The organism is Allokutzneria multivorans (assembly GCF_039537405.1).
GTDB lineage: Bacteria > Actinomycetota > Actinomycetes > Mycobacteriales > Pseudonocardiaceae > Allokutzneria > Allokutzneria multivorans.
Genome location: NZ_BAABAL010000012.1, coordinates 63004 through 87544 on the forward strand (window position 1 = coordinate 63004; position 24541 = coordinate 87544).

Sequence of the window (24541 nt, forward strand, 5' to 3'; positions counted from 1 at the left end):
AACAAAGTTTGTCAAGACCGCCGCCTCGGGCGCAGTGTCGGTCCCGGAGGTGGTCGGAATGCACGACGTGGTGGTGATCGGCGGAGGCGCGGCGGGACTGAGCGCGGCGCTGGTGCTGGGCAGGGCGCGCAGGAGCGTGCTGGTGGTGGACGCGGGCGAACCGCGCAACCAGCCCGCCGCGCACATGCACGGTTTCCTGTCCAGGGACGGGATGCCGCCGGGCGAGCTGCTCGCGGTGGGCCGGGCGGAGGTCGCCGGGTACGGCGGTGAGATCCGGTCCGGGCGAGCGGTGTCCGCGCGCAGAAACGGTACTGGGTTCGTGGTGGAACTGGCCGACGGCAACGAGGTGTCCGCACGCCGACTGGTGGTGACCACGGGGCTGCGCGACGAGCTTCCCCCGATCGAGGGACTGCGCGAGCGCTGGGGCCGGGACGTGGCGGCCTGCCCCTACTGCCACGGCTGGGAGGTCCGGGACCAGCCGATCGGCGTGCTCGGCACCGACCCCAGGGGCGCGCACCTGGCGCTGCTGATCCGCCAGTGGTCGGCCGACGTCACCTACTTCGGGTCGCAGCTGGCCGAGCAGGACCGCGCGAAGCTGCTCGCGCGCGGCGTCCGAATCGTGGACGAAGACGTGGTGAAGGTGTTGGCGGACAACGACGAACTCATCGGGGTGGAGCTGACCGACGGCTCGTGCGTCAAGCGGTCGGCGCTGTTCGTCCCGACCGTGTTCTCCGCCAACGACACGCTGCTCACCCAGCTGGGCGCCGAGCACACCGAGGACGGGCGCACCACCGTGCCGGGCGTGTACGCGGCGGGCAACGTCGTCGACCCGATGGCGCAAGTGATCATCGCGGCCGCCCAGGGCGCGAAGGTCGGCATGAACGTCAACAGCGACCTCGTGCTGGACGAGGCCGCACCGGAGAGAAGGGTCCACGGACTGTGAGCGGGCACGAGCACCACGGGCACAAGCACCACCACGACCACCTCGACTGGAACGCGCGCGGCGCCACGATGGAGCTCGAAGGGGAGGTGATGTTCCCGCTCGTCGAGCAGGGTTTTCAGTGGCTGCAAGAGGTTCAGCCCCAGGCGGAGCGCGTGCTGGACATCGGCAGCGGCCCGGGCATCGCGGCCTGCCACCTCGCCGAGCTCTACCCGGACGCGGAGGTCGTCGCGGTCGACGGCGCCCCCGCCCTGCTGGAGCTGGCGCAGGCGCGCGCCGACCGGCTCGGCGTCCGGATCGGTACCCGCGAGGCCCAGCTCCCGGAAGGTCTCGGCGAGCTGGGCACGGCGGACGTGATCTGGATCGGCCAGGTGCTGCACCACCTCGGCGACCAGGAAGCGGCGCTGGCCCAGCTGGCCGGGATGCTGCGACCGGGCGGCGTGCTCGCCCTGATGGAGGGCGGGCTGCCGTTCCGGTTCCTGCCGCGCGACATCGGCATCGGCCGCGTCGGTTTCGAGACGCGGCTGGACGTGGCGGTGAACATCGGCTTCGCCGAGATGCGCGAGGAACTGCCGGACAAGGTCGACGTCGTCGAGGACTGGGCCGCGATGCTCGACCGGGCCGGGATGCGGCACGCGGGCACGAAGACCTTCCTCGTCGACCACCCCGCGCCGATCGACGGGCGGACCCGTGACTACGCGCACAGCATCTTCACCCGGTGGGGCGATTTCGGCGCGGACCGGCTGTCCGAGGAGGACTCCGCGACGCTCGCCCGGCTGCTCGATCCCGAGGACCCCGCAGGCGTGCTGAAGCGCAAGGACACCTTCGTCCTCGGCGCCAGGACGATCTACCTGGCCACCACGAAATGAGCTAGCCGCCTGGCTGCCACCTGTCGACGACCGCGTGGGTCACCACCACGCGGTCGTCGACCAGCTCGGCCGAGAACGCGGCCTTGTAGCCAGCTCCGCCGACGCAGTAGTAGCGGCCGAACTCGACGACCCCGGACTTCTTCAGCCCGTCCGACAGCTTCTGGCGGCAGTCCTCCCAAGCGACGACGGTGCTCGCGGTGTAGGTGAACCGCGAGTTCTCGTTGCACAGCGCCCCGGGCTCCTTCTTGACCGTCTTCGCCGTCTTGTCCTTCCAATTCCAGACCATGCATTCCTTGTCCGCCAACGAATGCGTGCCGAGTTTCGCGTGCGGGTAGGCCAGCGCGATCTCCTCACCGGGCGGGCTCCCGCACGCGGTGCCCGCGACTAGGACGACGACCGCGATCATGAATCTGCGCAAGGACTTCTCCTACTTCTCGAAGGTGTGCACGACGAGGTCGCTGCTGCCGCAGAGCGCGTAGCCGGGCACCAAGACGGTCGGCATGCACGACAGGGTCACCGGCTTTTCCTTGCCACTGCGTGCTTCCAGGGCGATCTGCTGCGAACTGACCCGGCCGTAGACCGTTCCGCGCCACGCGGCCCCAACACCGTCCGGCGCGACCCGCCCGGTACCGCTCTCGGGCAGCTCCCACAGCTTCGCCAGGCTCTTCGCGTCGAAACCCGCCATGTGGCTGCCAGCGGAGTGCAGCAGCAGCACGTCGTCACCGGCGTCCACCGCGTCCGAGTAGCTGTCCTTCGGCAGGTCGAGCAGCACCTTGCCGGTCCTGCTGTCGAGCACTTGAGCGAGACCGAGACCGACCAGGAGAAAACGTCCGGGAACGGCCCCGGTCAGCTTGTCGTTGAACAGCCACTTGTCGATCGTCCACAGTGGACTGCCAGTGGTGGCGTCGAGTGCCATCGGCTTGGCCTGCCCCGTCGCGAAGCCCGCGACCACGTCCCCGTCGACCGCGCGGGGCGAGAACTTGTCCCGGCGCCACTTCTCCGCGCCCGTCGTGACGTCCACCCCAGCCGCGGTGCGGTCGGCGATGGAGTACGCGCTCGACTCCGAGCCCTTCACCCACCAGGAGGCGGCGAGGGTGGAGCCGCGCCCCACCAGCTCGACGCTGGGCCGCTCGCCCTTCAGGAACTCGGTGTTCCACGCGACCTCGCCCGTGCCGGTGTCGACCGCGAGAATCCCCGCGTACCCGTATCCGGCCACCGTCCCCCTGTTCGGCTTGCTCGCCGAGTAGGACTGCACGACGAGCGGCCTGCCGTTGGCGGTCACCAGCACGGGCCTGCTCCGGTCCTGCGGCTTCCCGTCATCAGGGAAACGGACCGACCACCGCTGCTCTCCCGACGCGATGGCGAGCGCGACCAAGCCCGACTCGTTCTTGGTCATGTAGACCGCGGTGTCGTCGTGGACGAAGTCCCCCGACGTCCGCAGCTTGGCGACCTGGTCGCCCAGTTCGGTCGGCGGCACCGTCGACAGCGGCGCGCTCGGCGGCTGCACCGCCGGTTCGCCCGCGCACCCGCTCGCGAGCGCGAGGACCGCCAGCGCCACGGCGGCCCTCCGGAATGTGTGACTCATCGATGCTTCTCCAGCCTCTTCGCGCGGCCTCGGGGCCGCGCGGGCCAGAGCTTCGGGCAAGCGGTGCGCAGGAGCCGTTCAAGTTGCCCGAAATGGTGTTCAACTTTCGGGGTGAGCTGGGCGAACCTGCTAACCTCTCGCGCCGTGCCACCGGCCGGACAAGATCCGCATCCCGAGCGGATCGAGACGAAACAGGACCTCGCCGAGCAGCTGAGAGCGCTGCGGCAGCTGGCGGGAGCGCCGAGCCTGGACTCGCTGGCGAGGAAGGCCTTCCCCGGCTCGCGCGGCCGCTCCAACGCCACGACCGTGCGCAACTGGCTCGCGGGAAAGCACGCCCCGCGCGACGGCGACGCGCTGTGCCGCATGGTCCTGGAGCTGGCGAAGACCGCGAAGCTGCCCGATCCCGAAGCGACCACGCGGGGCTTCGCCGACGCCTACGACCGGATCGCCGATGCGCGGCTGCGCGAGCGCCAGGCGCGCGTCCCCGGTACTCAGGCCCAGGTCGAACCCGCTCCCGCCAAGCGGTGGCGCTGGTGGCCGGTGGTCGTCGCGGCGGTGCTCGTGCTCTCCGGCGGAATCGGCTTCGCGGTGGCGAGCCACTCCTACCCGCCGCCGTCGGTCCTGGCCTTCCCGTCCTGCGCGGAGGCGTTCCCGACCGGGCACAGCAGCGGCTACCTGGTGCTCACCGAGGAGGTCGGGCCGCCCGGCGAGCCGAACCCGAACCGCCGCGTCCAGCTGCGCGTCCAGAAGGACACCGAGGGCGCCTGGCACGCCTACGCCTACCTCGCCGAGTCGCCCGACCCGCAGGACCAGGCGTACCTGCTGTGGAGCTACCAGCAGCCCACCGCGCCGCGCGAGAACTGGCGGGAGTGCGACGGGGAGCTGATCAACAAGGTCCAGCAGACGCCCGGCGTGCTCTCCCGCGACCGCAACGGCTGGCCCCGGTGGTTCCGCGCGTGCGTTCAAGTGCCGCAGGGGGACCAGATCCCCGGCCGTGGCAGGGAGATCTGCACGAGCCCCACCCGAGCGGACAATTGAGCACCCCGCGCTGGCTCGTGGTCGTGCTGGTGAGCGCCGTGCTGGGATTCGCCGCCGGTCACGCGCTGTTCTTCGCGACGATCGGACCCTCCGCGCCGAAGCCCGACAGCCCGTTGATGGCCCACGGCCACTGCGCGGAGTCCTTGCCGCCCAACGACACCGCACCGTTCACGATCGCGATCTCCGCTCAGGGCCCGGTCGGAGCGCCCGCACCGGACAGGACGATCGCGCTGCGCTCCGACGGGTCGGCCGTGTGGGCGCACCTCGAACCCTCACGCGACCCGCTGGACCGCTTCTGGTTCGACTGGAGCTACGAGCGCGCTCCCTCGTCGGAACCCCGCTGGCGGCAGTGCGGGGCGCAGTCGATCACCTCGGGCGCTTCGACTCCCGCCGTGCTCGCGACCGACGGCTCCGGCCGCGCCCGGTGGTTCCGCGCGTGCGCCCAGGTCCCGCCGCACCACCGGGGTCCGCGGGTCTCCGGCGTCTTCTGCACGGACTGGGTCAGCCCGGGAACCGCCTAGTCCCTGTCCTGTAAGTCATCAGGTTCGCCGGTCTTCAAGACCACCCAACCCCCACCCCCACCGTCTCCAACCACAGCAAACCCCCGCAAAACCGCAGGGTTTGCGGCGGTTAACGATGATCAACAGCGGGGTTTGCGGGTCTTGAAGACACCCCAACCCCCGGCGACACCGTGACCGGAACACACAGCGCAACCGCTTACAGGACAAGCCCTAGTCAAAGCACCCTTTTCGGTGGACGCCCGATCAGGCGTCCACCTCACGGTGGCCAGGCCCTAGTATTCAGCGGTTTCCGTTGTCCCCCTTGCCCGTCTGCGAGGTCCCGCATGACCGAGGACGCCCCGGCTCACCGTGCCGGAGGAACCCGCTGGTCACGTTTCGCCGTGATCGTCACCGTGAGCCTCGCCCTGGCAGGCGGCCTGGTCTACGCCACCGCCAGCGCGGCGTTACCCACCTCGTTCGCGTTATCGGGTACGAACTTCAAGTTCTCCGCCACACGCGTCGAGGGCAAGGGCTTCGCCCAGTTCGTCGGCCTCGGGAACCAGGCGCGCTCCCCCATGGCGGTCACCGGCATGGCCTCCGCGCTGGTCAGCGGCCTGTGCTTCTCCGCGCTCGTGCCCACCCCGCTCGGCGCGGTCACCATCCGCGCCGAAGCCGGGGGCGACAAGCCGGTCGAGGCGCGCGACCTCGTGCTCAACCTCAGCGAGATGCGCGCCGAGGCCACCGCCACCAACCTCACCCTCGGCGTGGACGCGGCCCGCCTGAACGGCGCCACCGGGATCACCGGCCGCGCCGGGGACTACGCCCACCAGGCCGAGAAGATCGTGATCACCGACCTGAAGGCCAACGCCAGCACCACCACCGCGGGCACCTTCCGGATGACCGGGCTCAGCATCACCGTGAAGCCCGGCCGACAGGAGTGCTTCTGATGACCACGCTCGACCACCGCTTCGCCACCTGGTGCGGCGGCAGGCCCTTCGCGGCGGGACTGCTCGCCATGGCCGCGGGCGCGGAGATCGTGCTGCTGCCCATCACCGGCTACGAGTTCCTGCTCGTGCAAGGCATCGGCGGCATCGGCTCCCTGCTCACCGCCATCGGGCTCATCGCGGGCGGACTCGCGCTGTGGCGCTACCCGCACCGCTGCCGGGTGATCGGCGCGGGCGTGCTGCTGCTGGCCTTCGTCGCCTACCTCGTGGCCAACCTCGGCGGGTTCCTCGTCGGCATGCTCCTCGCCCTCGTCGCCGGCTCCCTCGCCCTGGCCTGGCAGTCCGGCGAAGCGCGGTGAGGACCGGCCTCGCGCTGCTGCTGATCGCGGCCAGCGCCGTCCCGGCCCATGCCGAACCCGGCTGCGCGGTCGACAAGCTTCCCAAGACCGTGCCCCAGCCGGGCAGTGCCGACGAGCGCGCCGCCGCCGACATCCTCGCCGCCTGCCTCCGGCAAGCCCCGGCGCGCGAGCGCCAGACCCGCAACCAGTTGCGCGCCAAGGCCGTCACCGCCCGCGCGATCACCCCCGGCCTCGGTTCAACCGTCAGCATCGACACCGAATCGCTGGACATCGTCGACGCCACGGTGGAGACCGCGCAGGGACGCACCGAGTTCCACGTCAGCAGCGCCCGCCTGGACACCGTCGAGCTGACAGCGGACTCCTTGTCCGGCAAGCTCTTCGGCCTCATCCCGGTAACGCTCGGCAACGGGCTGCCGATGATCCCGATCCCCTTGCCCTACCTGCGACTGACCGACGTCACCGCCGACAACGTGCGGGTCACCGCGCGCACGGCGACCCTGCACGAGGTCGACGGTTCCTAGAGATCCCAGTCGTAATCACAGGGGTCGGGCCGGATGGTGCTCACCCCGATGGCATCGAGCTCCGCCTCGGAGACCACCCGATCTGCCCGCTCGCCCAGCATGGCCACGAGCAGACTTTCCAGCACGTCCAGGTACGCGGCGCGCAACTGGGCGTTGCACGCGCTGACGCGCTCGAGGTCGGCCATGACGCGCTCGTGCACCCCAGCCTCTTCCAGTTGCGTGTGCAGCAAACCCGCTTCGAGGAAGCCCCAACCGGGTACTTCGGTGTGGTTGACCGCCGTGCTGTGGAAGAGCATGAACAGCGCGCCCATGCGTTGGGGCATCCCGTCGCGGTCCAGCCGCAGTTCGAACAACCGCTCCAACCCGTCAAGCAGTTGCTTCAGGTACTTGGACAGCGCCGGGACGTAGCCGTCGAGTTCCGAGTCGAGCGCACCCAGCGGCGGCCTCAGCACCTCGACGTAGGCCAACGCGAACGCACGACGGTCATAGCTGGTCATGACCGAACGCTAAGGTGACAACCGGGTGAGGTCACGCGGGAACAGCGTGGTTTCGCGGATGTTCGACGCGCCGAGCACGCGTGCTGTCCACCGCTCCAAGCCGATGGCGAAACCACCGTGCGGCGGCATCCCACCGGCGAACGGCGCGAGGTAGTCCACATAGGACTCCGGACTCTCGCCCCGTTCGGCGAGCGCGGCCAGATAGTCGGAGTACCGGTGCAGCCGTTGCCCGCCCGTCACCAGCTCCAGTCCACGGAAGAGCAGGTCGAAACTGTTGGAGTACCTGGGGTTTCCGGGCTCTGGGTGGGTGTAGAACGGCCGCTTCGCCATCGGGTAGCCGGTGACGAACAGGAACTCCGAACCGTGCTCGCGCAACGCCCACTCCGACAACCACCGCTCGTGCGCGGGCGCCAGGTCCGGCTCACCGCGCGGGTCCTCCTCCGTGTGCCGCGCGATCAGCTCCTGCGCCTCCGCGAAGTGCACAGCGGGGATTTCCCGCGGCACAACGGGAAGCTGCACCGCGAGCAGGTCGAGCGCCCCGCCCGCCCGCTCCGCCGCCGCGTCGGCCATGCCCGCGATCGTGTCGCGCAGCAAGGACATCACGTCTCGGTGGTCGGAGATGAAGCCAAGCTCCGCGTCCAGGCTCGTGTACTGGGCGAGGTGCCTGGTGGTGTCGTGCGGCTCGGCCCGGAACACCGGCCCCACCTCGTAGACCCGCTCGAACACCCCGACCAGCGCCTGCTTGAAGAACTGCGGCGACTGGGCGAGGTAGGCGGGGCGACCGAAGTAGTCGATGCCGAAGACGTTCGCCCCGGACTCCGTCGCCGAGCCCACGATCTTGGGCGTGTGCGTCTCGACGAAGCCGAGACCGTCCACAGTGGACCGAAACCCGGCGACGCTCGCGGCGGCGATCTCGAACCGCGCGCGCAACCTGGGGTGCCGCAAGGCGATCGGGGCGTTGTCCAGGATCGTCGGCAGTGCCGCGGGCACGGTCGGGCGGTAGAGGTCGAACACCGGTTGCCGCGCGGGCTCACCGAGCGGCGTGATCACCGGCTCGACCAGCTCCGCCCCGCCCGGCGCCTTCGGGTTGGCCACGACGAGGCCGCTGACCTCGACAACTGTCTCCTCCGTCGGGGGTTCCACCGCCTCGGACAGCACCACCTGGGCCAGCCCGGAGCGGTCCCGCAGGATGAGGAAGGTGACGGACTTCAGCCTGCGCCTGCGGTGCACCCAACCGGCCAGACGGACGCGCTCGCCGATGCGGGTGGGCAGGTCGGCGGCGAGAGAACGGGAGATCATCCACACTCCTGGTGTGTGCGCGATCCCTTGGGGGTGCGGGCGAGAAGGGGACTCGCGGTACCACCGCACCTTCTCCGCCCCACCGCGAGGCGGGGCGGACTCGTCGCGGCCCGGTCACGGGGGCCAGCCGGCGGGGCATGGGGCGCGTGCGCCGTTCCTCCCCGCGCTCAGGAGGGTCTTCGCCCAGGGGCGCGGGGCCGCTTTCCCAGCTACCGGCGGCTCTCTGCCAGCCCGCGTGCTCCCCCGGCTACTCGTCTCCGTCACCGCGTTGGCGCCGAGGATAGGTCGTTCCCGGCGCCGCGCGCTCGCGATTTTCTAGCTGTCGCCCTCTTCCGGTGGTGGCTGCGAGGTCGTCGTCCGCTTCGTCGAGGAGGACGGGCACGTCGGGGTCCAGAAGCTCGTCGTGCACGGCGGAGCCGACGACGGGTTCGGCACGCTCGAACCCCCGGACGGCGGCGTCGTGGACAACGGCGTGGTGCTGCTCGGCGCGGTGGTCGTGGTCACCGGGTCTTCGTAGGTGCCGATCGGCGTCGCCTTCGGGAAGGGCACCACCGGGACGTTGTTGAGGTAGGTGTCCATGAACTCCTTCCAGATGTGCCCCGGCTCGTCCTTGCCGTAGATCGGGTGGTTGCGCACGCCGCAGCAGTCACCCCGGATGGCCTGGAAGCCGTCCTTGCCGACCCACACCGACGCGGCGATCTGCGGCGTGTAGCCGACCATCCACGCCTTGGCGTTCTCGGTCTTGTCCTTCTCGTGCGTACCGGTCTTCGAGGCCACCGGCCGGTTCTTGTTCAGCGCGAGGCCGGAGGACTTCGCCACGTCCACCATCGTCTCGGTGACGTTGCGCGCCAACTGCTTGTTGTTCTCCGAGTCGTTCGAGTCGAGCTTCTTCTGCGCGACGATCTTGTCCTTCTCGTCCCACAGGGGCACGTCCTGGCCGGGCTTCATGACCCTGCTGACGAAGTGCGTCGGCCGGACCTCCCCGTCGGCGGCGAAGGTCGCGTAGGCGCCCGCGATGTCCCTCGGGCGCACCCGGGTGTCACCACCACCGATGGCGATGTTGATGTCCGGGAAGCCGTCGGTGCCGACCAGCCCCGTGCGCTGCGTCTCCGGAATGCCCGCGGAGAAGGCGGCGTCCACCACGCGCTTGGGGTTCAGGTCCGCGGTGATCTTCATGAAGACGGTGTTGACCGACAACGTCATCGCGTCCCGGATCGAGCACTGCGTCCCGCAGGTGCTCTTGTTGCCGGAGTTGAGCCGTGCCTTGCCGGCGATCTCGATACCGGACGTGCCGTCGTAGGGCGTACCGATGCCGATCCCCTTCTGCAGGGCCGCGAGCGCCACGAAGGGCTTGAAGGAGGACCCCGGCTCCTGCAACGAGTCGGCGTAGTCCGTGCTGGTGCCGTTCTCGCCGCCGTAGTAGGCGCGCACCCCGCCGGTCGCCGGATCGATGGCCGTGAGCGCGGAGCGCAGCCCCTCCTTGTTGTTCTTCATGTACTTCGCGACCGCGGCTTCGGCCTTCTGCTGCGCGTTGGAGTCGATGGTCGTGACGACCGTCAGCCCCTCGCGCTTGAGCTTGTCGTCGGTGAAACCGTTCTGTTCCAGCTCCGCGAGCACCTGCTCCTGGATGTGCAGCGTCGGCCCGGAGACCGGGTTGCGCTTCATCGCCTCGGCGCGCGGAACGGTGTCCGGGAACTTGAGACTGGCCGCCTGCGCCTGGGTGATGTAGTCGTTCTCCGCCATCCGCCGCAGCGCGTGCTTGCGCCAGCGCTGCTCGGTCTCCGCCCGGTTCTTCTCCGGGTCCAACCGGTACGGCGCCTGGATCACCGTGGCCAGCAGCGCGGCCTGAGCCGGATCGGAGATCTCCTTGACGCTCTTGCCGAACAGCGCCTTGGCCCCGGCGTCGATCCCGAGCGCGCCGCGCCCGAACGGGATCGTGTTGAGGTAGGCCTCCATGATCTGCTCTTTGGTCTGCTCGTTGTTCATCTTGAACGACTTCACGAGCTCTTTCCACTTGCGGCTGAGGCTGTTCTCCTTGTCGCCAGTGGAGACCTTGACGTACTGCTGGGTGATGCCCGAGCCACCGCCGACGCCGACCGTGATCTGGTTGAGGACCGCGCGCGCGATGCCGATGACGTCGAAGCCGGGGTTGGTGTAGAACGACGCGTCCTCGGTCGCGGTCACCGCGTCGCGCACGATCTTCGGCACCTCGTTGTGCGAGACGTACGCGCGCGTGCCGCCCTGGGGCACGAGCTTGCTCATCTCGTTCTGGCCGTCGGAGAACAGGAGCGTGACCGTCTTCTCCTGGGCCGCGATGACGTCCTTCGGGTTGTCGATGGTGACGAGGAAGTAGGTGATGACGAAGGCGATGACCGGCCCGATCACGCCGACGGCCGCCGCGATGTAGCAGCCGAGCCGGACGCGCTTCCAGATCTTCTTCTTGCGCAGCTTGCGCTCTTCCTCCTCGGAGAGCGCATCGTCCTCGCGGTCCTCGTCGTCTTCGCGGTCCTCGTCGTCGTCCTCGGCGTGGTGGTCGTACTCGTCGTCGTCCGGCTCGCGGTGGGTGAGCAGCTGCGGCTCGCGCGGGTAGTCGTCCTCGTCGTCGACGAGGTCGATGATCTCCGTCTCCGGCTCGATCAGCTCCGTCGGCGCGTCGCCCGGGTCCCGCCTCGGCGGCACCGGAGCGCCTGGACGCACCCGCCCGCCCGGTAAGACCGTCGTGGGCGGCCCGTCGCCACCGGGCGCGCCGCTGCGGTTGACCACGCTCGTGCGGTCGTCGTGCCCGCGCGGACCGTTGCCGGGCCGCGCCCCGTTGGGTCCGTTGTACCCGTTCGGCCCGTTGGCCCCGTTCGGTCCCGGGATCAGCTCCATGCCCGGCGCCATCCCGTTCCCGGCACGTGGTCCGGGTCCGCCGTGCTGCGCCGTCGCGTCGTACTGACCGCGTGGTCCGGCGCTTCGGTCGTCCCACGCGCCGAGCGCTCCAGCGCCCTCGCGCTGTCCTCCTGACCCGCCGTCTCGCGGATCACCGGGCCGGTTCTGCGCCCCACCGTCACGCGGACCACCACCGGCGTTCAGCGCACCGCGCCCGTTCGGGGAACCGCCGCCGTACTGACCGCCGTCGTTGGGGCGCCCCTCGTTCGCGAACGCGCCGTTCGCCCGGCCGCCGTTCGGCGCCCCCTCGTTCGGCTGGCCGCCGGACATCGGTGCGGCACCACCCTGGGGTCCGCCGTTCGGCTGGCCCCGGTTCGGCGCACCGCTCTGCGGGCCACCGTTCTGCGGCGCACCGTTGTGCGGGCCACTGTTCTGCGGGCCGCCACCAGGACCGCCCCCGCGCTGGCCACCGATGGCCCCCTGGGGACCGTCACCAGGATTGCCTTGCTGGCCACCGACAGGGCCGTTCTGCGGGCCACCACCGGAGAACCCGCCCCCCAACGCGACACCGCCCAGCGCACCGCCGACCGCCGCAGCCCCGGCAGCACCCGCACCGGGACCGCCGCGCGGCGTTCCCGGGCCACTCCGAGGGCCTCCCGCCGCGGAACCGTCGCGCGGCCCCCCGGGCCCGTTCGGCCGTCCTCCGGAGCCGTTCGGCGCACCGCCGACGTCGTGGCTCTGAGGAGGCTCCTGCCTGCCGCCGCGTCCCTCGGGCGCTCCTGGGCGCTGTCCACCGGGGCCGGGCCGTCCTCCCGGGACTGGCGGCTGGGGACCTCCCTGCCGCGCACCGGGTCGACCGGGCGGCTGGTTCACCGGATTGCCGCGAGGCGGGGTGGGTGGGCGGTTCGGCTGCTGACCGCGGTGCTGCTCCGGGCGCCGGGGGTCGTGGGAGGGCTGGCCCTCGTCCTCGTCCCACTCCGGACTCCAGAAGCCGGTGCTCTCGGTGGGGCGCTCGGCACCGGACCGCGTCTGACCACGGCGGCCCGGGTAGCCGCCCCGGTCGCGTTCGTCGTTCACGCCTCAGCCTCCACAACCGACGCCACCCAGTACCTCGCCCCGGCCCGGGTCACTGACCGACCTCCACCTGCACACCGTCGTCGAACGTGAGCGCAAAAAGCCTGCCACACGACCTCTCCGACTCGTGTCCCGGCCTGCACCGGCGACAAACCCGCAGGCAGGGGCCATCGATCCGCGAGGTTGCCCCGCTTCCATTTATTCAGGCAAAGACCAACCACTCCTCTCACCGAAATGCGAATAGGGAGGAAAAGGGCCCCAAGAGAACCCGCGCGAGGCGACCACCGCCGCTCCCCACGGCCTTCCGGCGCCGCCCACCTCGCTCACGGCATCCCGAAAGATCAACTGTCAACTCCGCGACGCCACACCCCGAAGGTAGACCGGGGGTCCGACAGTCACCGGCACGCGGCGGATTTGACGGATCCGAGACCTCTGTCTATCACTGATGACGGAAGGGAGGCGCACCCGGTGACATCACTGCTCTCAGCACTCTTTCGTTGCTACACAAGGGTTTCAGTGTACCTGGCAAGGCGCGCGGCATCCGCGCTGTCGAGGGTGCGCAGCGCCGGGTCGACCGGGCGCCCGCGATCGACGGCGGTCAGCGGCGCGGCCGGCGGCCGATCGATCCAGTCCACGACCGGGCGCGCGGACTCGGCGACCGACCGCGCGAAGAACCGCGCGGCCAGCTTGACCGCACCACGCACCACCGGATTCGCCACACCGTCCAACCCGCTCCTGGTGAAGCCCGGGTGGTACATCACGTACCGCGCCCGCCCGCCGCCCTCCTCCGCGAAGGCCACACCCAGGAGGTCGTTCGCCCTCCCCGCCTGCAACTGCGCTCGAACCCGCCCGTACTTCGCGGTCAGCTGGGGGTCCTCCCAGTGCACGCGCCCCGCGGTGACGCCGACCCCGGCGACACTGATGATCACCGGGTTCTCGCTCGCGTCGAGCACCGGGCGGAGCCGGTGGCTCAACAGGTACCGGCTCAGGTAGTAGAGGGCGAAGGTGGCTTCGAGGCCGTCCTCGGTCTCGACCCGCTCGGCGTTGACCCGGTTGGCGAACAGGGCGAGCGCGTCCACGGACTCGTGGCGGTCGGACACCTCGCGCACCACCCGCTCAACCTCCGCCACCGAGGAGAGGTCCGCACGCAGGAAGTGGAGGTTCGGACTCGACACCCGGTCGACCAGCGCACGCCCCTTGGCCTCGCCGCTGCCGATCACGATGACGTTGTCGCCCTTGGCCAACCGGCGAAGGGCCGTCTCGCGGCCCATTCCGCTGGTCCCACCGCTGATGATCACTGTCTTCACGGTTCCATCCTGGGTTTCGCCGCAGGACGGGGGAAGACGGCACTTTCGTGTCCGTTGCGCACATCCTTGTGCCCGCGCGCGTCCAGGAGATCCGTTCTCCCGCGAACCGTACCGTCCACTGTGGACAGATCTCGGGCAGGACGCGGTTTCCTTGCGGTGCGGAACGGAGCGTGCCCGGCCCGGACCTTCTCGATCACCCTTGAGGCGAGTCCGAGGAGGCGCAGTGAGGTACTTCGAGGTGTTCAGCGACGCGCTCAGGAGCGGCGACCGGCCGCGCAAGACGATCATGTTCGCCGACATCGTGGACTCGGCCAAGCTCAAGGAGCGCACCGCGGAGGTCAACTGGCTGCCGACCATCGGCAAGTTCCTGGACATCGTCACCGAGGCGGTCCAGCACGAGGGCGGCGAGGTGGTGAAGTACCTCGGCGACGGGGTGCTGGCGATGTTCGACGCGGCGGGCAGCGGCAACGCCATCCGAGCGGGAATCCGGTTGCAGGAGCAGCTGCGCAGGCTCCAGCAGGAGACCTCGCTGATCCAGAACTGCCAGTGCACGGTGGGCATCGCCACCGGGCACATCGTCGAGTACCGCACCCCGGCGCAGACCACCGACGTCATCGGCAGCACCGCCGACCTCGCGTCCCGGCTGTCCTCCGCCGCCGCCCCGAACGCGGTGTGGATCGACGCCAACACCTTCCACGCCGCGGACATGACGCGGATCAGCTCCGAGATCGGGCACGCGCTGGACCGGCCGACCAACGAGTACCACCTCGCGGGCGAGGTCGGCCTGAAGGGCTTCGGCCACCGCGTCAGCTACTACGAGATCATCTGGTCGCAGAGCGAGTTCGGGGCGCGCAACGCGACGCTGCGCCACTCGCAGAACGTTCCCGCGCCCGCCGCCGACGGCGTTCTCCAGGGCACGGTCGAGCAGTGGAGCGCTGAAAAGGGCCGGGGCTTGCTGCGCACCGAGCGCGGTGAGTACTTCGTCGACCGCAGGTTCCTTGCCGTGCCGAAGGAAAACCTCGTCCGGGGCAAGACCGTCCGCTTCGTCCCCATCAAACCGCTCCGCCCCAACAGCCGCCCCGTCGCGGGCGCGCTCGTGCAGGAGGGCTGGCGGGTGAGCGCCGAGTTCACCAAGGTCTTCGCCGAGCGCGGCTACGGCTTCGTCGCCGTGAAGGACCAGCGCGGCAACACCCTCACGCTGTTCGTGCACCTCGGCGAGGCCTCGCGGCGCCTGCGCCCCGGCGACAGGGCTAACCTCGTCATCCGTCCGAACCCGCGCGGCCTGTCCGGCCAGCTGGACAAGGGGGCCTCCGGTGCCGCATGACCCCGACGTGCTCGCCGCCGAGCTCGCCGATGTCCGCGACGAGCTCAAACGCCTGGACGGCAAGGCACGCGACCTGCTGCTCATCGCGACCTTCACCGTCACCGCCGGCGTGGCCGTCGCCAACCTCGGCCGCGACTCGATCACCCCGGCGACCGCGATCCTCGGCATGTCCACCCTGCTCCCCTGGACCGCCGCCGTCGTGAGCCTGATGCTCGTCATCCGCCCGACCACCGTGCCCGGCGTCTTCGAGATCACCGAGACCGACCTGGCCGCCTGGCGGGACCGCCGCTGGCAGGCGCTGAGCCGGGTCGCCCGCCTCAAGTTCCGCCGCGTCCGCCTCGCCGTCGACCTGCTCTTCGCCACCCTCGCCCTCGCCGTGCTCACCGTCGGCTCCACCCTCCTCCCACCCTGAGCAACACCGCAGGTCAGAGCGTTGACAACCCCCGATTAGGAACCTGATCAGCCGTGCGTTAATCTTTCCCCAGCGCTTGAGAGAGCGCGGACAGACCGGGACGTGGCGCAGCTTGGTAGCGCACTTGACTGGGGGTCAAGGGGTCGCAGGTTCAAATCCTGTCGTCCCGACGGTCTAGACGCAGGTCAACCCCTGTTTTGCGAATGCAAAACAGGGGTTGACCTGTTGTCGTGTCACACGTCGTATCACGAACGCCCGTACTGTTACTTAGGGCGAGGAGGTGTCACACAAAGTCACGCACCAGCGCGGCGTACTCCTCGGCCAAGTCGGTGTCGTCGGGCACCTTCTCGTCGAAGAGTTCGTCGAGTGCGTCTGCCGCAACCTGCAGGTGCGTGTGGTCGGGTTGAACATAGACACGCTTCGCCAACTCTCCACCATCAGCGTGCCCCGCCCAGGCCGCCAGAACCCAATCCGGAACACCGCGCGACGCGAGATAGGTCAGGCAGGCGTGGCGGCAGTCATAGAGCCGAACCTTCCGCAGCTTCGCCGATTTCATAGCCCACTGAGCGCGGCGACGTAGCCAATCTGGCCGCTGAGGTTGCCCCAGTTCATCCACCAGAACGTATCCGGTGTACACGTAGGCATCCCCGGCCTTGAGCATCTCAGCCCGTTGGCGCCTCTTCAGCTCCATCAAGGCTTTGGCGATGAAGCGCGGAAGTGGCAGAGCCCGCACTCCAGCGCGCGTCTTGGCGTCTTTTTCGATAATCTTCGTACCTGACAGCGTTCGCGTGTTGCTGCCGACGTAGAGCAGCAGTTTCTCGAAGTCGATGTGCTCATCCCACCGAAGCCCACAGACCTCGGCCGGCCGAAGCCCCATCAACGACAAGAGAAAAATGGCAAACAAGCGCCTACACCGAGCCAAAGTGATAAAGAGCCGAATCTCAGCCGTGTTCCAGCATTGACGTTTCCCCTTGCGAGCCTTCTCCTCTTTTCGATATTGACGCGGGATGCTCACGTACTCGGCGGCGTTACGGTGCACCCGCTCTTTTCGCTGGGCGTACTTGAGGGCTTGGCGCAGGCGGCCCAGAGTCAAGTCGATGGTGCGGCACGACAGGCCGGGTCCAAGCCCTTGGTTGCGAGTTCGGCCGCTCGTCCACATCCAGTCGATCAGGCGTTCGACGTGCTTCTCCGTGAGGCTCTGCGCTGGCTGCTCACCGTAGAGGGCACGTACAGGCTTCACCGCGTCGACGTAGTTCTGCAGCGTGGACTCCTCGATGTTCCTTGCCTCGAAGTCCAGCCATTCGTTCAGGATCTCATTGACCGTGGTCGGACTTGGCGCAACGTGGATGTCCTTCGCAACCGCCACGATGATCTTCGACAGCTCAGTCTCAGCTTCGGTCAGAGAATCGTAGGTGTGCGTCTCCTGGCGCCGCCTTCCCGTTACAGGATCTTTTCCGATGTCAATCTTAAACCGATATCTCTCCACGCCGCCCTTTAGAACGATTTTCTTGATTCTGTCGTCCACGAGATAACCCCCTACACCGAAAAGCGATCAACCGCCACACCCACGACTAATTGGCCATACGTCAGGTCGCGCAGAATCTCGGGTTAAGGCATCTGACAGAGGCGCGTTAGCCGAATTGGCGATGTCGCTCACTTGACGCTGGAACTTCATCACTTGACGATGCCCGCCGTCCACCGACCGACCTTGTGACCCCTCGTCCCCCTTGACGGGCTGGGCCGTCCGATGATGAACTGTCAGTTTTGCCCCACCCAGGAATCACCAGGCGCACGGAAACCCTTCCATTTTCACAGTCGCCGACTCTGGTCATACTCTTCCAAATTTCGATCACGATGACTGCCACAGAAGAAGCGCACATTTGAGGAGGTGACCATTGCGCTCATTGCGCTACTCCGAGAAACGTCATCCGTGAACCGACTCTGGCGCCCATACTTGCTCGATACACGGCGATCTCTTCGTCGTCCTCGCGCGCGCCACAGCGGGGCTCCGCACCCTCTTTTGTCCTGCAACACGTCACAGCAGCATTGATCCGGCGTTCCGTCCCGCGTTCTGGATGCAGCGCGCCACAACTGCGCCGGTCTGGCTTGCGGGGAAACTCCAGGCAATCTGTAACTGGTAACGGTCTGTAAGCGGACCGCCGTCAGCTGCGACGCCCCTCGCAGCTGACGACACGAGGACGGCAACGACCCCAGCAACTTCATCTGGTCGGAGGAACCGGCCGCTCTGGATGCCCAACAGGCTGGCGCAGCGTCGAGTAGCACCCCTTGGTCGAACCGTGAACCTACGGCCAACGTGCCGCCGAGGGATCGACCTCCTGTCCAGGAGGGAGGCGCTGGCGAGACCGAGCGGACGCCCATCCCCGCACCTACGACGGCGCGCACCAGAGCCCGACTCCAGTTGTTCAAGGCAGGTTCAGCTGCATTGGGCGGCGATGGGCTGGGGGCGGTCGCTTCAGCGGGCGCGCCGTTGACGGCCGAGCCCTTGGCGCGGTGGTCCACGCTTGCTTCAAGGAGCGACCGGGCCGACAGGGTGATGTAGATCGACACCATGAGGTTGCCGTCGAGCAAGCAACGCCACGCCTTGAGAGAGAACAGTCCAGCGTGACCTGGCCGAAAATCGGCGACGTCATCACCGACCAGATCATTGATCGCGCAGATGAGGGCAACGAGGCCGCGGTCGACAAGGCGACGGACCGCGGCGGAGACATCAAGGTCGGTCGCAACGGTGGAGGCGGCAAGCTCCGCCAAATGCAATGTGGTAGCGCGCGCAGCGCCAGCGACGTGCTGCACGGCCGCGGCCAAGGTTTGCGCGGTTGTCAGTCCGCTTCCCCAGCTGGCATGGGTAACCAAGGCGACGACACCACAGCACTGGGCTTTGCGCTTGACAAACACTGGCTCGGTGACGGTGCTCATCAAGGTCCCCCAGCAACGGGTTCCCTCTCTCCCAACATCGATGGTACCGATGCTGAGCTGACCTGGTCAGGTGTTCACCCGCGCCCCGAGAGCGCCAAGCAACGCGGCGCGGCAACGACACACCCCGCGGGTGATTGCGACCGCACGAAGCGGCTCCACGCATCGAGTTCAACACGATAGGCTGACCAATCCGCGCCAAACTACGGTTCGGCTGGGTCAGGGGGCCGGTGTGAGTTCGATATTGGCGAGCGTTGACTTCGCGAACCGCCTACGGGTCGCACTGTCTCGGTCCGGGAAGGGCATCGAGGTCTTCGACACGTTCCTTCCCGACCGCGCCCACGGCGAGCGCGCGGTCCTGGACACGCAGCGGCTAGCCAAGCCCATGACCTACGAGCGCTTCGGCGCGCTCAACCTGGTCCACGGGAACGAACCAGCGGTGATCATCGGTGGGCTTCCCGCCGTTGCTGGTTTCCTGGCGGGCAGGTGGTTGCGCGACCGCCGGGCGCGCAAGGCCATGGAACCCAGGTGGCATAGCGCGCCGATGCTGCAGCTCGTCGTGACCGACCGGCGGTTTTGGTGTCAGGTTGCGACCAGTACTGGTCCCGGTGCCTGGCGACAGTTCGACTTCGACACCATCACATCAATGCGGTGTCCGGGCGTCGAGACGCTGGAGTTCGAGTTTGTCGGCTCCCCGCCGGCTCGGCTCACGGGGTTCTACATGCCCGCGCTGCGCGTGGTGATCGAGCATGCTCAGGCGCGGGTGCGCTGAAGCTGAAACCTGGCAGGCTGCGCTGGCGCGACTGCGCAATGAGGCCGTTGGCCGCGCCAGCAGACTCCGACTAGGCGACTGCTGGCGAAGCCGAGGATTTCGTTTCACTGCAATGTCATCACGGCCGCGAAGGCGCCAGCGGCCCTCCACCGCGTTGCCAACAACGGAACATCGGCCGCGGCCTTCCTGGCTCAGCGGTGGAAGCCGAGCCGCCCACGGCCGCCCGAACGTCCGCTGGCATCAGGGCGCCCCCGGTAGTTCAAGTTCAGAGGCGCGAAGCGCTGGGGTAGCGGGGAGCGTGGGACGGTCCGACCTCGAACCGGCCGTGTCGGGGTTCTGGGCGGTCGGCGTTGTGTCAGCGACGTCGTGTTGGGGTGGCTTGGCATTGTGCTTGGCAGCACGGGGTTTGCGGCCCGCCATCGGTGGGCGTTGAAGGCCCAGGCGTTCGCCGAGCAGCTGGTCCGGTTTCCAGCCGGCCTGGATGCAGGCGCGCCAGCAGTCCTGCCAGTGTCCTAGCCGTCGCGCGTTCGTGGCGCGAGCCGCAGCCTTGATTTCTTGTGCCTGGCGCTCCGCGTCTGCCAGGAGCGCGGGCGCTTCGGCGGCGGCTTTCTCGGCTTCGACGATCGCCGCGAGCGTCTTCACCATTGGTTGTAGCTCGTCGACGGCAGCTTGTTCGATCGCTGTTCGGTGTCGTTTTTCCCCCATACCCCGATGGTAGGCACCGTGCGGCTACTGCGCCGCCGCCGCTGACCTGCACAAATGGTGTGGCGATGACTGGAGCGGTTGATGTCTCGGCCGCAGAGACCGGGTCTGCGCGACCTCGGCCAGGCCCCGACGTCAACGGCGAACGCCGAACTCCTCCAGCGCCATCGCGCCACGCGCATGCAGCGGACTCGGCACCACCGCGAGCGAGCCGAACGCGGTCCTCTCATGCGGGGCGACGACCTCAAAGTGGACCGCGCGTCGGAAATCACGCAAATCAGCCGACGTTCTCCTAGACAGAACCCAAGTACAGGCCGCGCATCTTTCAACATTGGAGCACTTTTCGACCCAGTCGCCCCCAAAGTACCCGATTAACCTCCGTAATACATTTCGAGCACGCCGACCAGCCGATCGGCAAGGTGCAATTCGATCGGCATTCAATCGAATCTCTCCCTTCGCAAGGAGATATCTCATGCTCGAAATTATCGACCACTTTAGTGGCGCCGGGGGCAGCTCTCAGGGAGCTGAGGCAGTCGACGGCGTCCGATGCGCCCACGCGATCAACCACTGCGATCTGGCCCTAAGGACCCATGCAGCGAACTTTCCGCACGTCGATCATTCCATCACTGACCTCTCCACGATCAACCCGCGATACTTTCGTCGCACCGATCTCGCGTGGTTCAGTCCGGAATGCACGAACCACAGTCAGGCCAAGGGGGTTAAGCGCGCCCGTCAACCCGATCTGTTCGGGGAAGTCCTTCCCGATGAGATGGCGGAACGGTCGCGGGCGACGATGTGGGACGTGGTGAGGTTCACCAGCGTGCACAGATACGAAGCCGTCGTGGTGGAGAACGTGGTGGACGTCCTGTTCTGGACGGATTTCCCTGCCTGGCTGACGGCTATGGTCAACGAGGGCTACGACTACACCATCGTCTTTGTCAACTCGATGCACGTCCCATCAGCAAAAACACCTCGTGCGCCACAATCTCGCGACCGGGTCTACTTTGCTTTCACGAAGAAGGGAAATCAGGCTCCAGATTTCGAGCTGCGCCCGGAAGCTTATTGCCCCAACTGCGATGAGGTCGTGCGGGCGATGCAGGCGTTCAAACCGCAGAAAAAGACGTGGCCATGGGCACGGTGGGGCCGCTACCGCGCTCAGTACATCTACCGATGCCCACAGGCTTCCTGTCGCAATTCCCAGGTCGAGCCATTCACGGCGCCCGCAATGGAGGCTATCGACTGGTCCAATCTGGGGCAGCGAATCGGGGACCGGAAGAAGCCGCTCGAACCAGCGACTCTGAGGCGGATCACTACAGGGCTGAAGCAGCACGGAAAAGCGATGCTGGTTCCGGCGGGCGGCGGCTGGAATGAGGACTGCATGCCCGTGGACCTTCCCATGCGGACGCGCACCACCACCGAAACTGAAGGATTGACCGTGCCTCCGGCGGGACTGCTCGTGCCGTGCGAAGGCAGGGACGGGAAGTACGCGCAACCGGTGTCGATGCCGATGCGGACCCAGACGACCCGCGCCGAAACGGCGCTGCTCCAGCCGCCCGGTGCCGCGCTGATCGCCCCCTACTACGGCAACGAAACGACGGCCTTCCCTGCCAGCGCCCCGCTGCGCACGGTGACCGGCACCGATCGATTCGGCATCGCCTTCGTCGCCAGTCTGCGCGGCGGGGGATGCAAGACGAAGGTCCGGTCGGTACAGGAGCCGCTCGCCACCGTGACCGCCGAAGGAAACCACCACATGCTGGTCCGCCACGACGAGCTACGCGGCCCCCTCCAGCGAGGCCGCGACGGCGGAGCCGCATCGGCGGGCAACGCCGCTTGGTGGGCAGGCGTGCTGAACTTCGCACGCTTCTCCGTCGCTGCCTCCGGGGCGACGGTGGATCACGACAACCTGCCCCCCGCGCTAGCGGACTCCACATTCCGCATGCTCGACCCCGACGAGATTCGGGCAGCGATGGCTTTCAACAAGGGCTACATCCTTCTCGGGAACCGCCGCCAGCAAGTAAAACAGCTCGGTAACGCGGTCACGCCGCCCGCCGCAGAATGGCTGATTGCCCGTATCGCGGAATCTCTCGGATACCCCCAGCCGGAGCCCCATGCACTTCCAAGCAGCACCCTCACCTCCGCCTAGATGATCTACGTTCCCGGCCAGCTGTGCTGCCTCTAAGAACGTCGACGACACCATTAAATCGAGGCATCAAGATCGAGCACGAGAAGTTCTCCACCACTGCGAGAGCGTTCACGTGAGCTGCCCAGATTAAACGCAGGGCTATCGTCGTTTCCGAAACCGAATCCGGCGCGACGATAGCCCTCTGGGCAATACATCGCGCCAGGCGATCAACCCCTGAATCCACGCAAGGAGTCGCAACGCCATGCCTAATAGCGAAAGAACCAACAGCAGCGACATTTCAGCAGTCGCATCGACGGGCCACGGAGGCGAAGAATGGCCCCACACCCAGCTCTACGCACCCTACCGGATCAACGCAAACGGGCTTTTCCAGAGCCTCGCGGAGGGCGCCTCCGTCGCGTTCGGCGCCTCCCTTGTGCACCCAACTTTGGGGCCTATCGGAGAACTCCTACACGATGGCCGAGACGGCGAGGTCGAATTTTTTCCCTCGGACAGCTCCAGGTTCTCCTCGGCGGACCTCGACACTTTCGTCGCTGAGTGCCGCCACAACGACATGCCCATTGATCGAGATGGGGTCTTGCGCGAGATCTTCACCGAGGCTGAGACCGATGAACTCGTTCACACCATGCGTCACCACGGCTACAGCTTGGTGCGACCGTTCACCCCGGACCCTGGTTACTCGACGACGCCTATCCGTGGCGCTGCCACCACTTTGTCTCGCATTCCGTGTCGGCGCGATGAGCGCATGGCGCTACTCAAGGGCATCCTGGCCGGGGAACCGTTGTTGCCGGACGCGTACTGGGAACTCTTTGACGGCGAGCGTTGGATTCCCCTGGTTCCTGAGGCTCACGGCCAGCAAAGCGATTCGACCGAATGGTTCAGTGAATCTCTTCGCCTCCTTGGAAACCCGCCGTTCGCGTGCTGGGCCATCACAGCTAGCGGATCGCGAGTCCAAGTCCATGTTGACGGGACCCGACTCTTCATCGGAGACGGAGGCCCCGATCCTCAACTTAGTAAGTGGTGTGCCTGTACCTCGACAGCGCGCGAGCGATCTCGATTCGAGCTACGCGCCGACGGCGGGGCCCTGATCTGCGCTGGCGAGGTCCACCGCGACGACGACTGTCGCAGCCTCATGCGGATCGAGTGACCTAGGCCGACAGACGGCAGCGGCTCACGCAACCCCATACGCCGTGAACGATGCGCTTCACGGCCTCAACGAGCATTCTTGCCTCCAAAGTCTTCACATTAAAAATGCTACTAACTTGAACCTGCCAGGAAGCCCACGGGGGAATTGGCACGCTTGTCGATCCACTTCCGTGCGAACCCATTCTATTGCAGACCCGAAAGGCCTATCCATGTTCTCTTTGTCTGCGCTCAAGGCGCGATTGCGCCATCAATCGGACGGTCCACGTCGGGTACTCCAGTTGCTGGGGACACCGACGTCTCGCGCTGCAGTATCCGTCGTCGCCGACCTCATCACACGGGCCGACGCCGCCGTTCTCTCAAGGCGCGAAGACCTTGCTCAACTCGCCGCGACGGTGTCGTGCGTCGAAGCGCTCGCGATCGTCATCGTGTTGCGAAACGCAGCCGACACGGCACCGGCGCACGCTCTGCTCTGGGAGCACTTTTGGGGCGGTTGCACGGACGACTGCCGACCTCCGACGAGCGAGTCGGTCGAGGAGGATGCGCGCTGGCTCGACCGTGTCGAGCAGTCCTTCGCCGCCGCCGTGGCCGCACAGAAGCCCCCTCGCGCCGTGCACGAGTCAGTCGCAGGCCATAAGCGCTACGGCTCGACCGGCTGCACATGCCGCACCTGACCGGCAGCGCGGCGGGGCGGCGCACATCGCCCCGCCATCACCTCGCATCCCTCTTTGCCTGCTCGCTTTCCCGATGGAGGCACCCGATGGTCCTGGTAGTCGGCATCCTCGCAAGCCTCGGAATTGGCGCCATAGTCCTCCACGCCGCGACGTCCAAGAAGCGTCGACAGGTTCGGCGTCGCGCGGTCCGGCTGGACAGCGTCGCCACGGTCATCGCCCGGGGGTTGGGTAGGTGGGCCGAGCAGCCTCGCCGAGCCGCTCTTGCCTACGCCCGGCTGGTGCTCGCGGGACGCGTCACCGACACGGCACGCGAGCACCACTGGCACCCGGTGGCGCGCAAGCTGATCGAAGCCGGTGCCCGCCGCGGTGAGGAGTCCTCGGTCTACGTCGAGGACGTCCGGCTCGGGGTGGCCTGCGTGCACGGGCTCGCCCATCACGTCATCGAGGCGACCAGTTTCCGATCACCGGAAGAGGTCCCTGATCGCTTCGGGGCGCCGTGGGTCATCTCGGAGTCCGACCTCGCGGGCACGGGTCTCACCGCGCTCGATGTCGTGCGCTTCTGCGGGGGCCAGCTCGACGTCGCCGCGAAGCTGCTCGACCGGGCAGGCGAACTCGCCGCCGCACGCTGACCCCCGGAGC

23 protein-coding genes and 1 tRNA gene are annotated in these 24541 nt (G+C 67.7%); 15 read left to right on the top strand and 9 right to left on the bottom strand.

The features are described from left to right. Positions 1 to 58 precede the first annotated feature (58 nt). A complete protein-coding gene (locus ABD798_RS17200) occupies positions 59 to 943 on the top strand; it encodes an NAD(P)/FAD-dependent oxidoreductase (protein WP_344875906.1) in 885 nt (294 codons plus the stop codon). Then, positions 940 to 1809 carry a class I SAM-dependent methyltransferase gene (locus tag ABD798_RS17205; protein ID WP_344875908.1) on the top strand — a complete coding sequence of 290 codons (870 nt, stop codon included), beginning with the start codon at positions 940 to 942 and terminating at the stop codon, positions 1807 to 1809. Before ABD798_RS17200 ends, ABD798_RS17205 begins: the two co-directional genes overlap by 4 nt. Before the next feature lies 1 nt (position 1810). On the opposite strand, the gene ABD798_RS17210 is transcribed toward ABD798_RS17205, so the two are convergent. Further along, positions 1811 to 2227: a hypothetical protein gene (locus tag ABD798_RS17210; protein ID WP_344875910.1), complete on the bottom strand. Its 417-nt coding sequence runs from the start codon at positions 2225 to 2227 to the stop codon at positions 1811 to 1813. A gap of 9 nt (positions 2228 to 2236) precedes the next feature. Next, entirely contained in the window at positions 2237 to 3394 is a 1158-nt protein-coding gene (locus ABD798_RS17215) for an outer membrane protein assembly factor BamB family protein (RefSeq protein WP_344875911.1), read from the bottom strand. A gap of 144 nt (positions 3395 to 3538) precedes the next feature. On the opposite strand from ABD798_RS17215, the gene ABD798_RS17220 reads away from it, so the two are divergent. The 5 genes from ABD798_RS17220 (at position 3539) to ABD798_RS17240 (ending at position 6756) form a co-directional block, all read left to right on the top strand. Next, entirely contained in the window at positions 3539 to 4432 is an 894-nt protein-coding gene (locus ABD798_RS17220) for a hypothetical protein (RefSeq protein WP_344875913.1), read from the top strand. Further along, positions 4429 to 4953: a hypothetical protein gene (locus tag ABD798_RS17225; protein WP_344875915.1), complete on the top strand. Its 525-nt coding sequence runs from the start codon at positions 4429 to 4431 to the stop codon at positions 4951 to 4953. Before ABD798_RS17220 ends, ABD798_RS17225 begins: the two co-directional genes overlap by 4 nt. A 323-nt stretch (positions 4954 to 5276) precedes the next feature. After that, positions 5277 to 5879: a DUF6230 family protein gene (locus ABD798_RS17230; RefSeq protein WP_344875917.1), complete on the top strand. Its 603-nt coding sequence runs from the start codon at positions 5277 to 5279 to the stop codon at positions 5877 to 5879. After that, the gene (locus ABD798_RS17235; protein WP_344875919.1) at positions 5879 to 6235 is read left to right on the top strand and encodes a DUF6114 domain-containing protein; all 357 of its coding nucleotides are present in this window, start codon (positions 5879 to 5881) and stop codon (positions 6233 to 6235) included. Before ABD798_RS17230 ends, ABD798_RS17235 begins: the two co-directional genes overlap by 1 nt. Then, on the top strand, positions 6232 to 6756 hold the full coding sequence (locus ABD798_RS17240; RefSeq protein WP_344875921.1) for a hypothetical protein: 525 nt from the start codon (positions 6232 to 6234) through the stop codon (positions 6754 to 6756). The genes ABD798_RS17235 and ABD798_RS17240 overlap by 4 nt, the downstream gene beginning before the upstream one ends. Here ABD798_RS17240 and ABD798_RS17245 read toward each other — a convergent pair. The 4 genes from ABD798_RS17245 to ABD798_RS17260 form a co-directional block, all read right to left on the bottom strand. Continuing rightward, a complete protein-coding gene (locus ABD798_RS17245) occupies positions 6753 to 7253 on the bottom strand; it encodes a hypothetical protein (RefSeq protein WP_344875923.1) in 501 nt (166 codons plus the stop codon). The genes ABD798_RS17240 and ABD798_RS17245 overlap by 4 nt on opposite strands. Before the next feature lie 9 nt (positions 7254 to 7262). Next, positions 7263 to 8552, bottom strand: coding sequence for an aspartate--tRNA(Asn) ligase (gene aspS, locus ABD798_RS17250; RefSeq protein ID WP_344875925.1), 1290 nt, complete (start codon positions 8550 to 8552; stop codon positions 7263 to 7265). A 315-nt stretch (positions 8553 to 8867) separates the two neighbouring features. Further along, the gene (locus ABD798_RS17255; RefSeq protein WP_344875927.1) at positions 8868 to 12500 is read right to left on the bottom strand and encodes a transglycosylase domain-containing protein; all 3633 of its coding nucleotides are present in this window, start codon (positions 12498 to 12500) and stop codon (positions 8868 to 8870) included. Positions 12501 to 12997: 497 nt separating this feature from the next. Continuing rightward, positions 12998 to 13804 carry an SDR family NAD(P)-dependent oxidoreductase gene (locus ABD798_RS17260; RefSeq protein WP_344875929.1) on the bottom strand — a complete coding sequence of 269 codons (807 nt, stop codon included), beginning with the start codon at positions 13802 to 13804 and terminating at the stop codon, positions 12998 to 13000. Positions 13805 to 14027: 223 nt separating this feature from the next. Here ABD798_RS17260 and ABD798_RS17265 point away from each other — a divergent pair, with 223 nt between their 5' ends. The 3 genes from ABD798_RS17265 to ABD798_RS17275 all read left to right on the top strand — a co-directional run bounded on the left by ABD798_RS17265 (position 14028) and on the right by ABD798_RS17275 (position 15710). After that, the gene (locus ABD798_RS17265; protein ID WP_344875931.1) at positions 14028 to 15128 is read left to right on the top strand and encodes an adenylate/guanylate cyclase domain-containing protein; all 1101 of its coding nucleotides are present in this window, start codon (positions 14028 to 14030) and stop codon (positions 15126 to 15128) included. After that, positions 15118 to 15540: a Pycsar system effector family protein gene (locus tag ABD798_RS17270; RefSeq protein WP_344875933.1), complete on the top strand. Its 423-nt coding sequence runs from the start codon at positions 15118 to 15120 to the stop codon at positions 15538 to 15540. Before ABD798_RS17265 ends, ABD798_RS17270 begins: the two co-directional genes overlap by 11 nt. A gap of 96 nt (positions 15541 to 15636) precedes the next feature. Beyond that, positions 15637 to 15710: transfer RNA gene (locus ABD798_RS17275), tRNA-Pro, on the top strand. A gap of 113 nt (positions 15711 to 15823) precedes the next feature. Here the strand turns inward: ABD798_RS17275 and ABD798_RS17280 are convergent. Further along, positions 15824 to 17065, bottom strand: a complete 1242-nt coding sequence (locus ABD798_RS17280; protein ID WP_344875935.1) for a tyrosine-type recombinase/integrase — start codon at positions 17063 to 17065, stop codon at positions 15824 to 15826. A 1097-nt stretch (positions 17066 to 18162) separates the two neighbouring features. On the opposite strand from ABD798_RS17280, the gene ABD798_RS17285 reads away from it, so the two are divergent. Together ABD798_RS17285 and ABD798_RS17290 are read left to right on the top strand one after the other, a co-directional pair. Further along, entirely contained in the window at positions 18163 to 18654 is a 492-nt protein-coding gene (locus ABD798_RS17285) for a hypothetical protein (RefSeq protein ID WP_344875937.1), read from the top strand. A gap of 49 nt (positions 18655 to 18703) precedes the next feature. Further along, positions 18704 to 19243, top strand: a complete 540-nt coding sequence (locus ABD798_RS17290; RefSeq protein WP_344875938.1) for a hypothetical protein — start codon at positions 18704 to 18706, stop codon at positions 19241 to 19243. 240 nt (positions 19244 to 19483) lie between these two features. Here ABD798_RS17290 and ABD798_RS17295 read toward each other — a convergent pair whose 3' ends face one another. Continuing rightward, on the bottom strand, positions 19484 to 19948 hold the full coding sequence (locus tag ABD798_RS17295; RefSeq protein WP_344875940.1) for a hypothetical protein: 465 nt from the start codon (positions 19946 to 19948) through the stop codon (positions 19484 to 19486). 469 nt (positions 19949 to 20417) lie between these two features. On the opposite strand from ABD798_RS17295, the gene ABD798_RS17300 reads away from it, so the two are divergent. Beyond that, entirely contained in the window at positions 20418 to 22088 is a 1671-nt protein-coding gene (locus ABD798_RS17300) for a DNA cytosine methyltransferase (protein WP_344875942.1), read from the top strand. 445 nt (positions 22089 to 22533) lie between these two features. Here the strand turns inward: ABD798_RS17300 and ABD798_RS17305 are convergent, their stop codons facing one another. Next, positions 22534 to 22707: a hypothetical protein gene (locus ABD798_RS17305; protein WP_344875944.1), complete on the bottom strand. Its 174-nt coding sequence runs from the start codon at positions 22705 to 22707 to the stop codon at positions 22534 to 22536. Between the two features lie 733 nt (positions 22708 to 23440). Between ABD798_RS17305 and ABD798_RS17310 the strand changes: the two genes are divergently transcribed. Beyond that, positions 23441 to 23902 (top strand): hypothetical protein, encoded by a 462-nt coding sequence (locus tag ABD798_RS17310; RefSeq protein WP_344875946.1) that lies wholly within the window; start codon positions 23441 to 23443, stop codon positions 23900 to 23902. An 86-nt stretch (positions 23903 to 23988) separates the two neighbouring features. Then, a complete protein-coding gene (locus ABD798_RS17315; protein ID WP_344875948.1) occupies positions 23989 to 24531 on the top strand; it encodes a hypothetical protein in 543 nt (180 codons plus the stop codon). Positions 24532 to 24541: the final 10 nt, after the last annotated feature.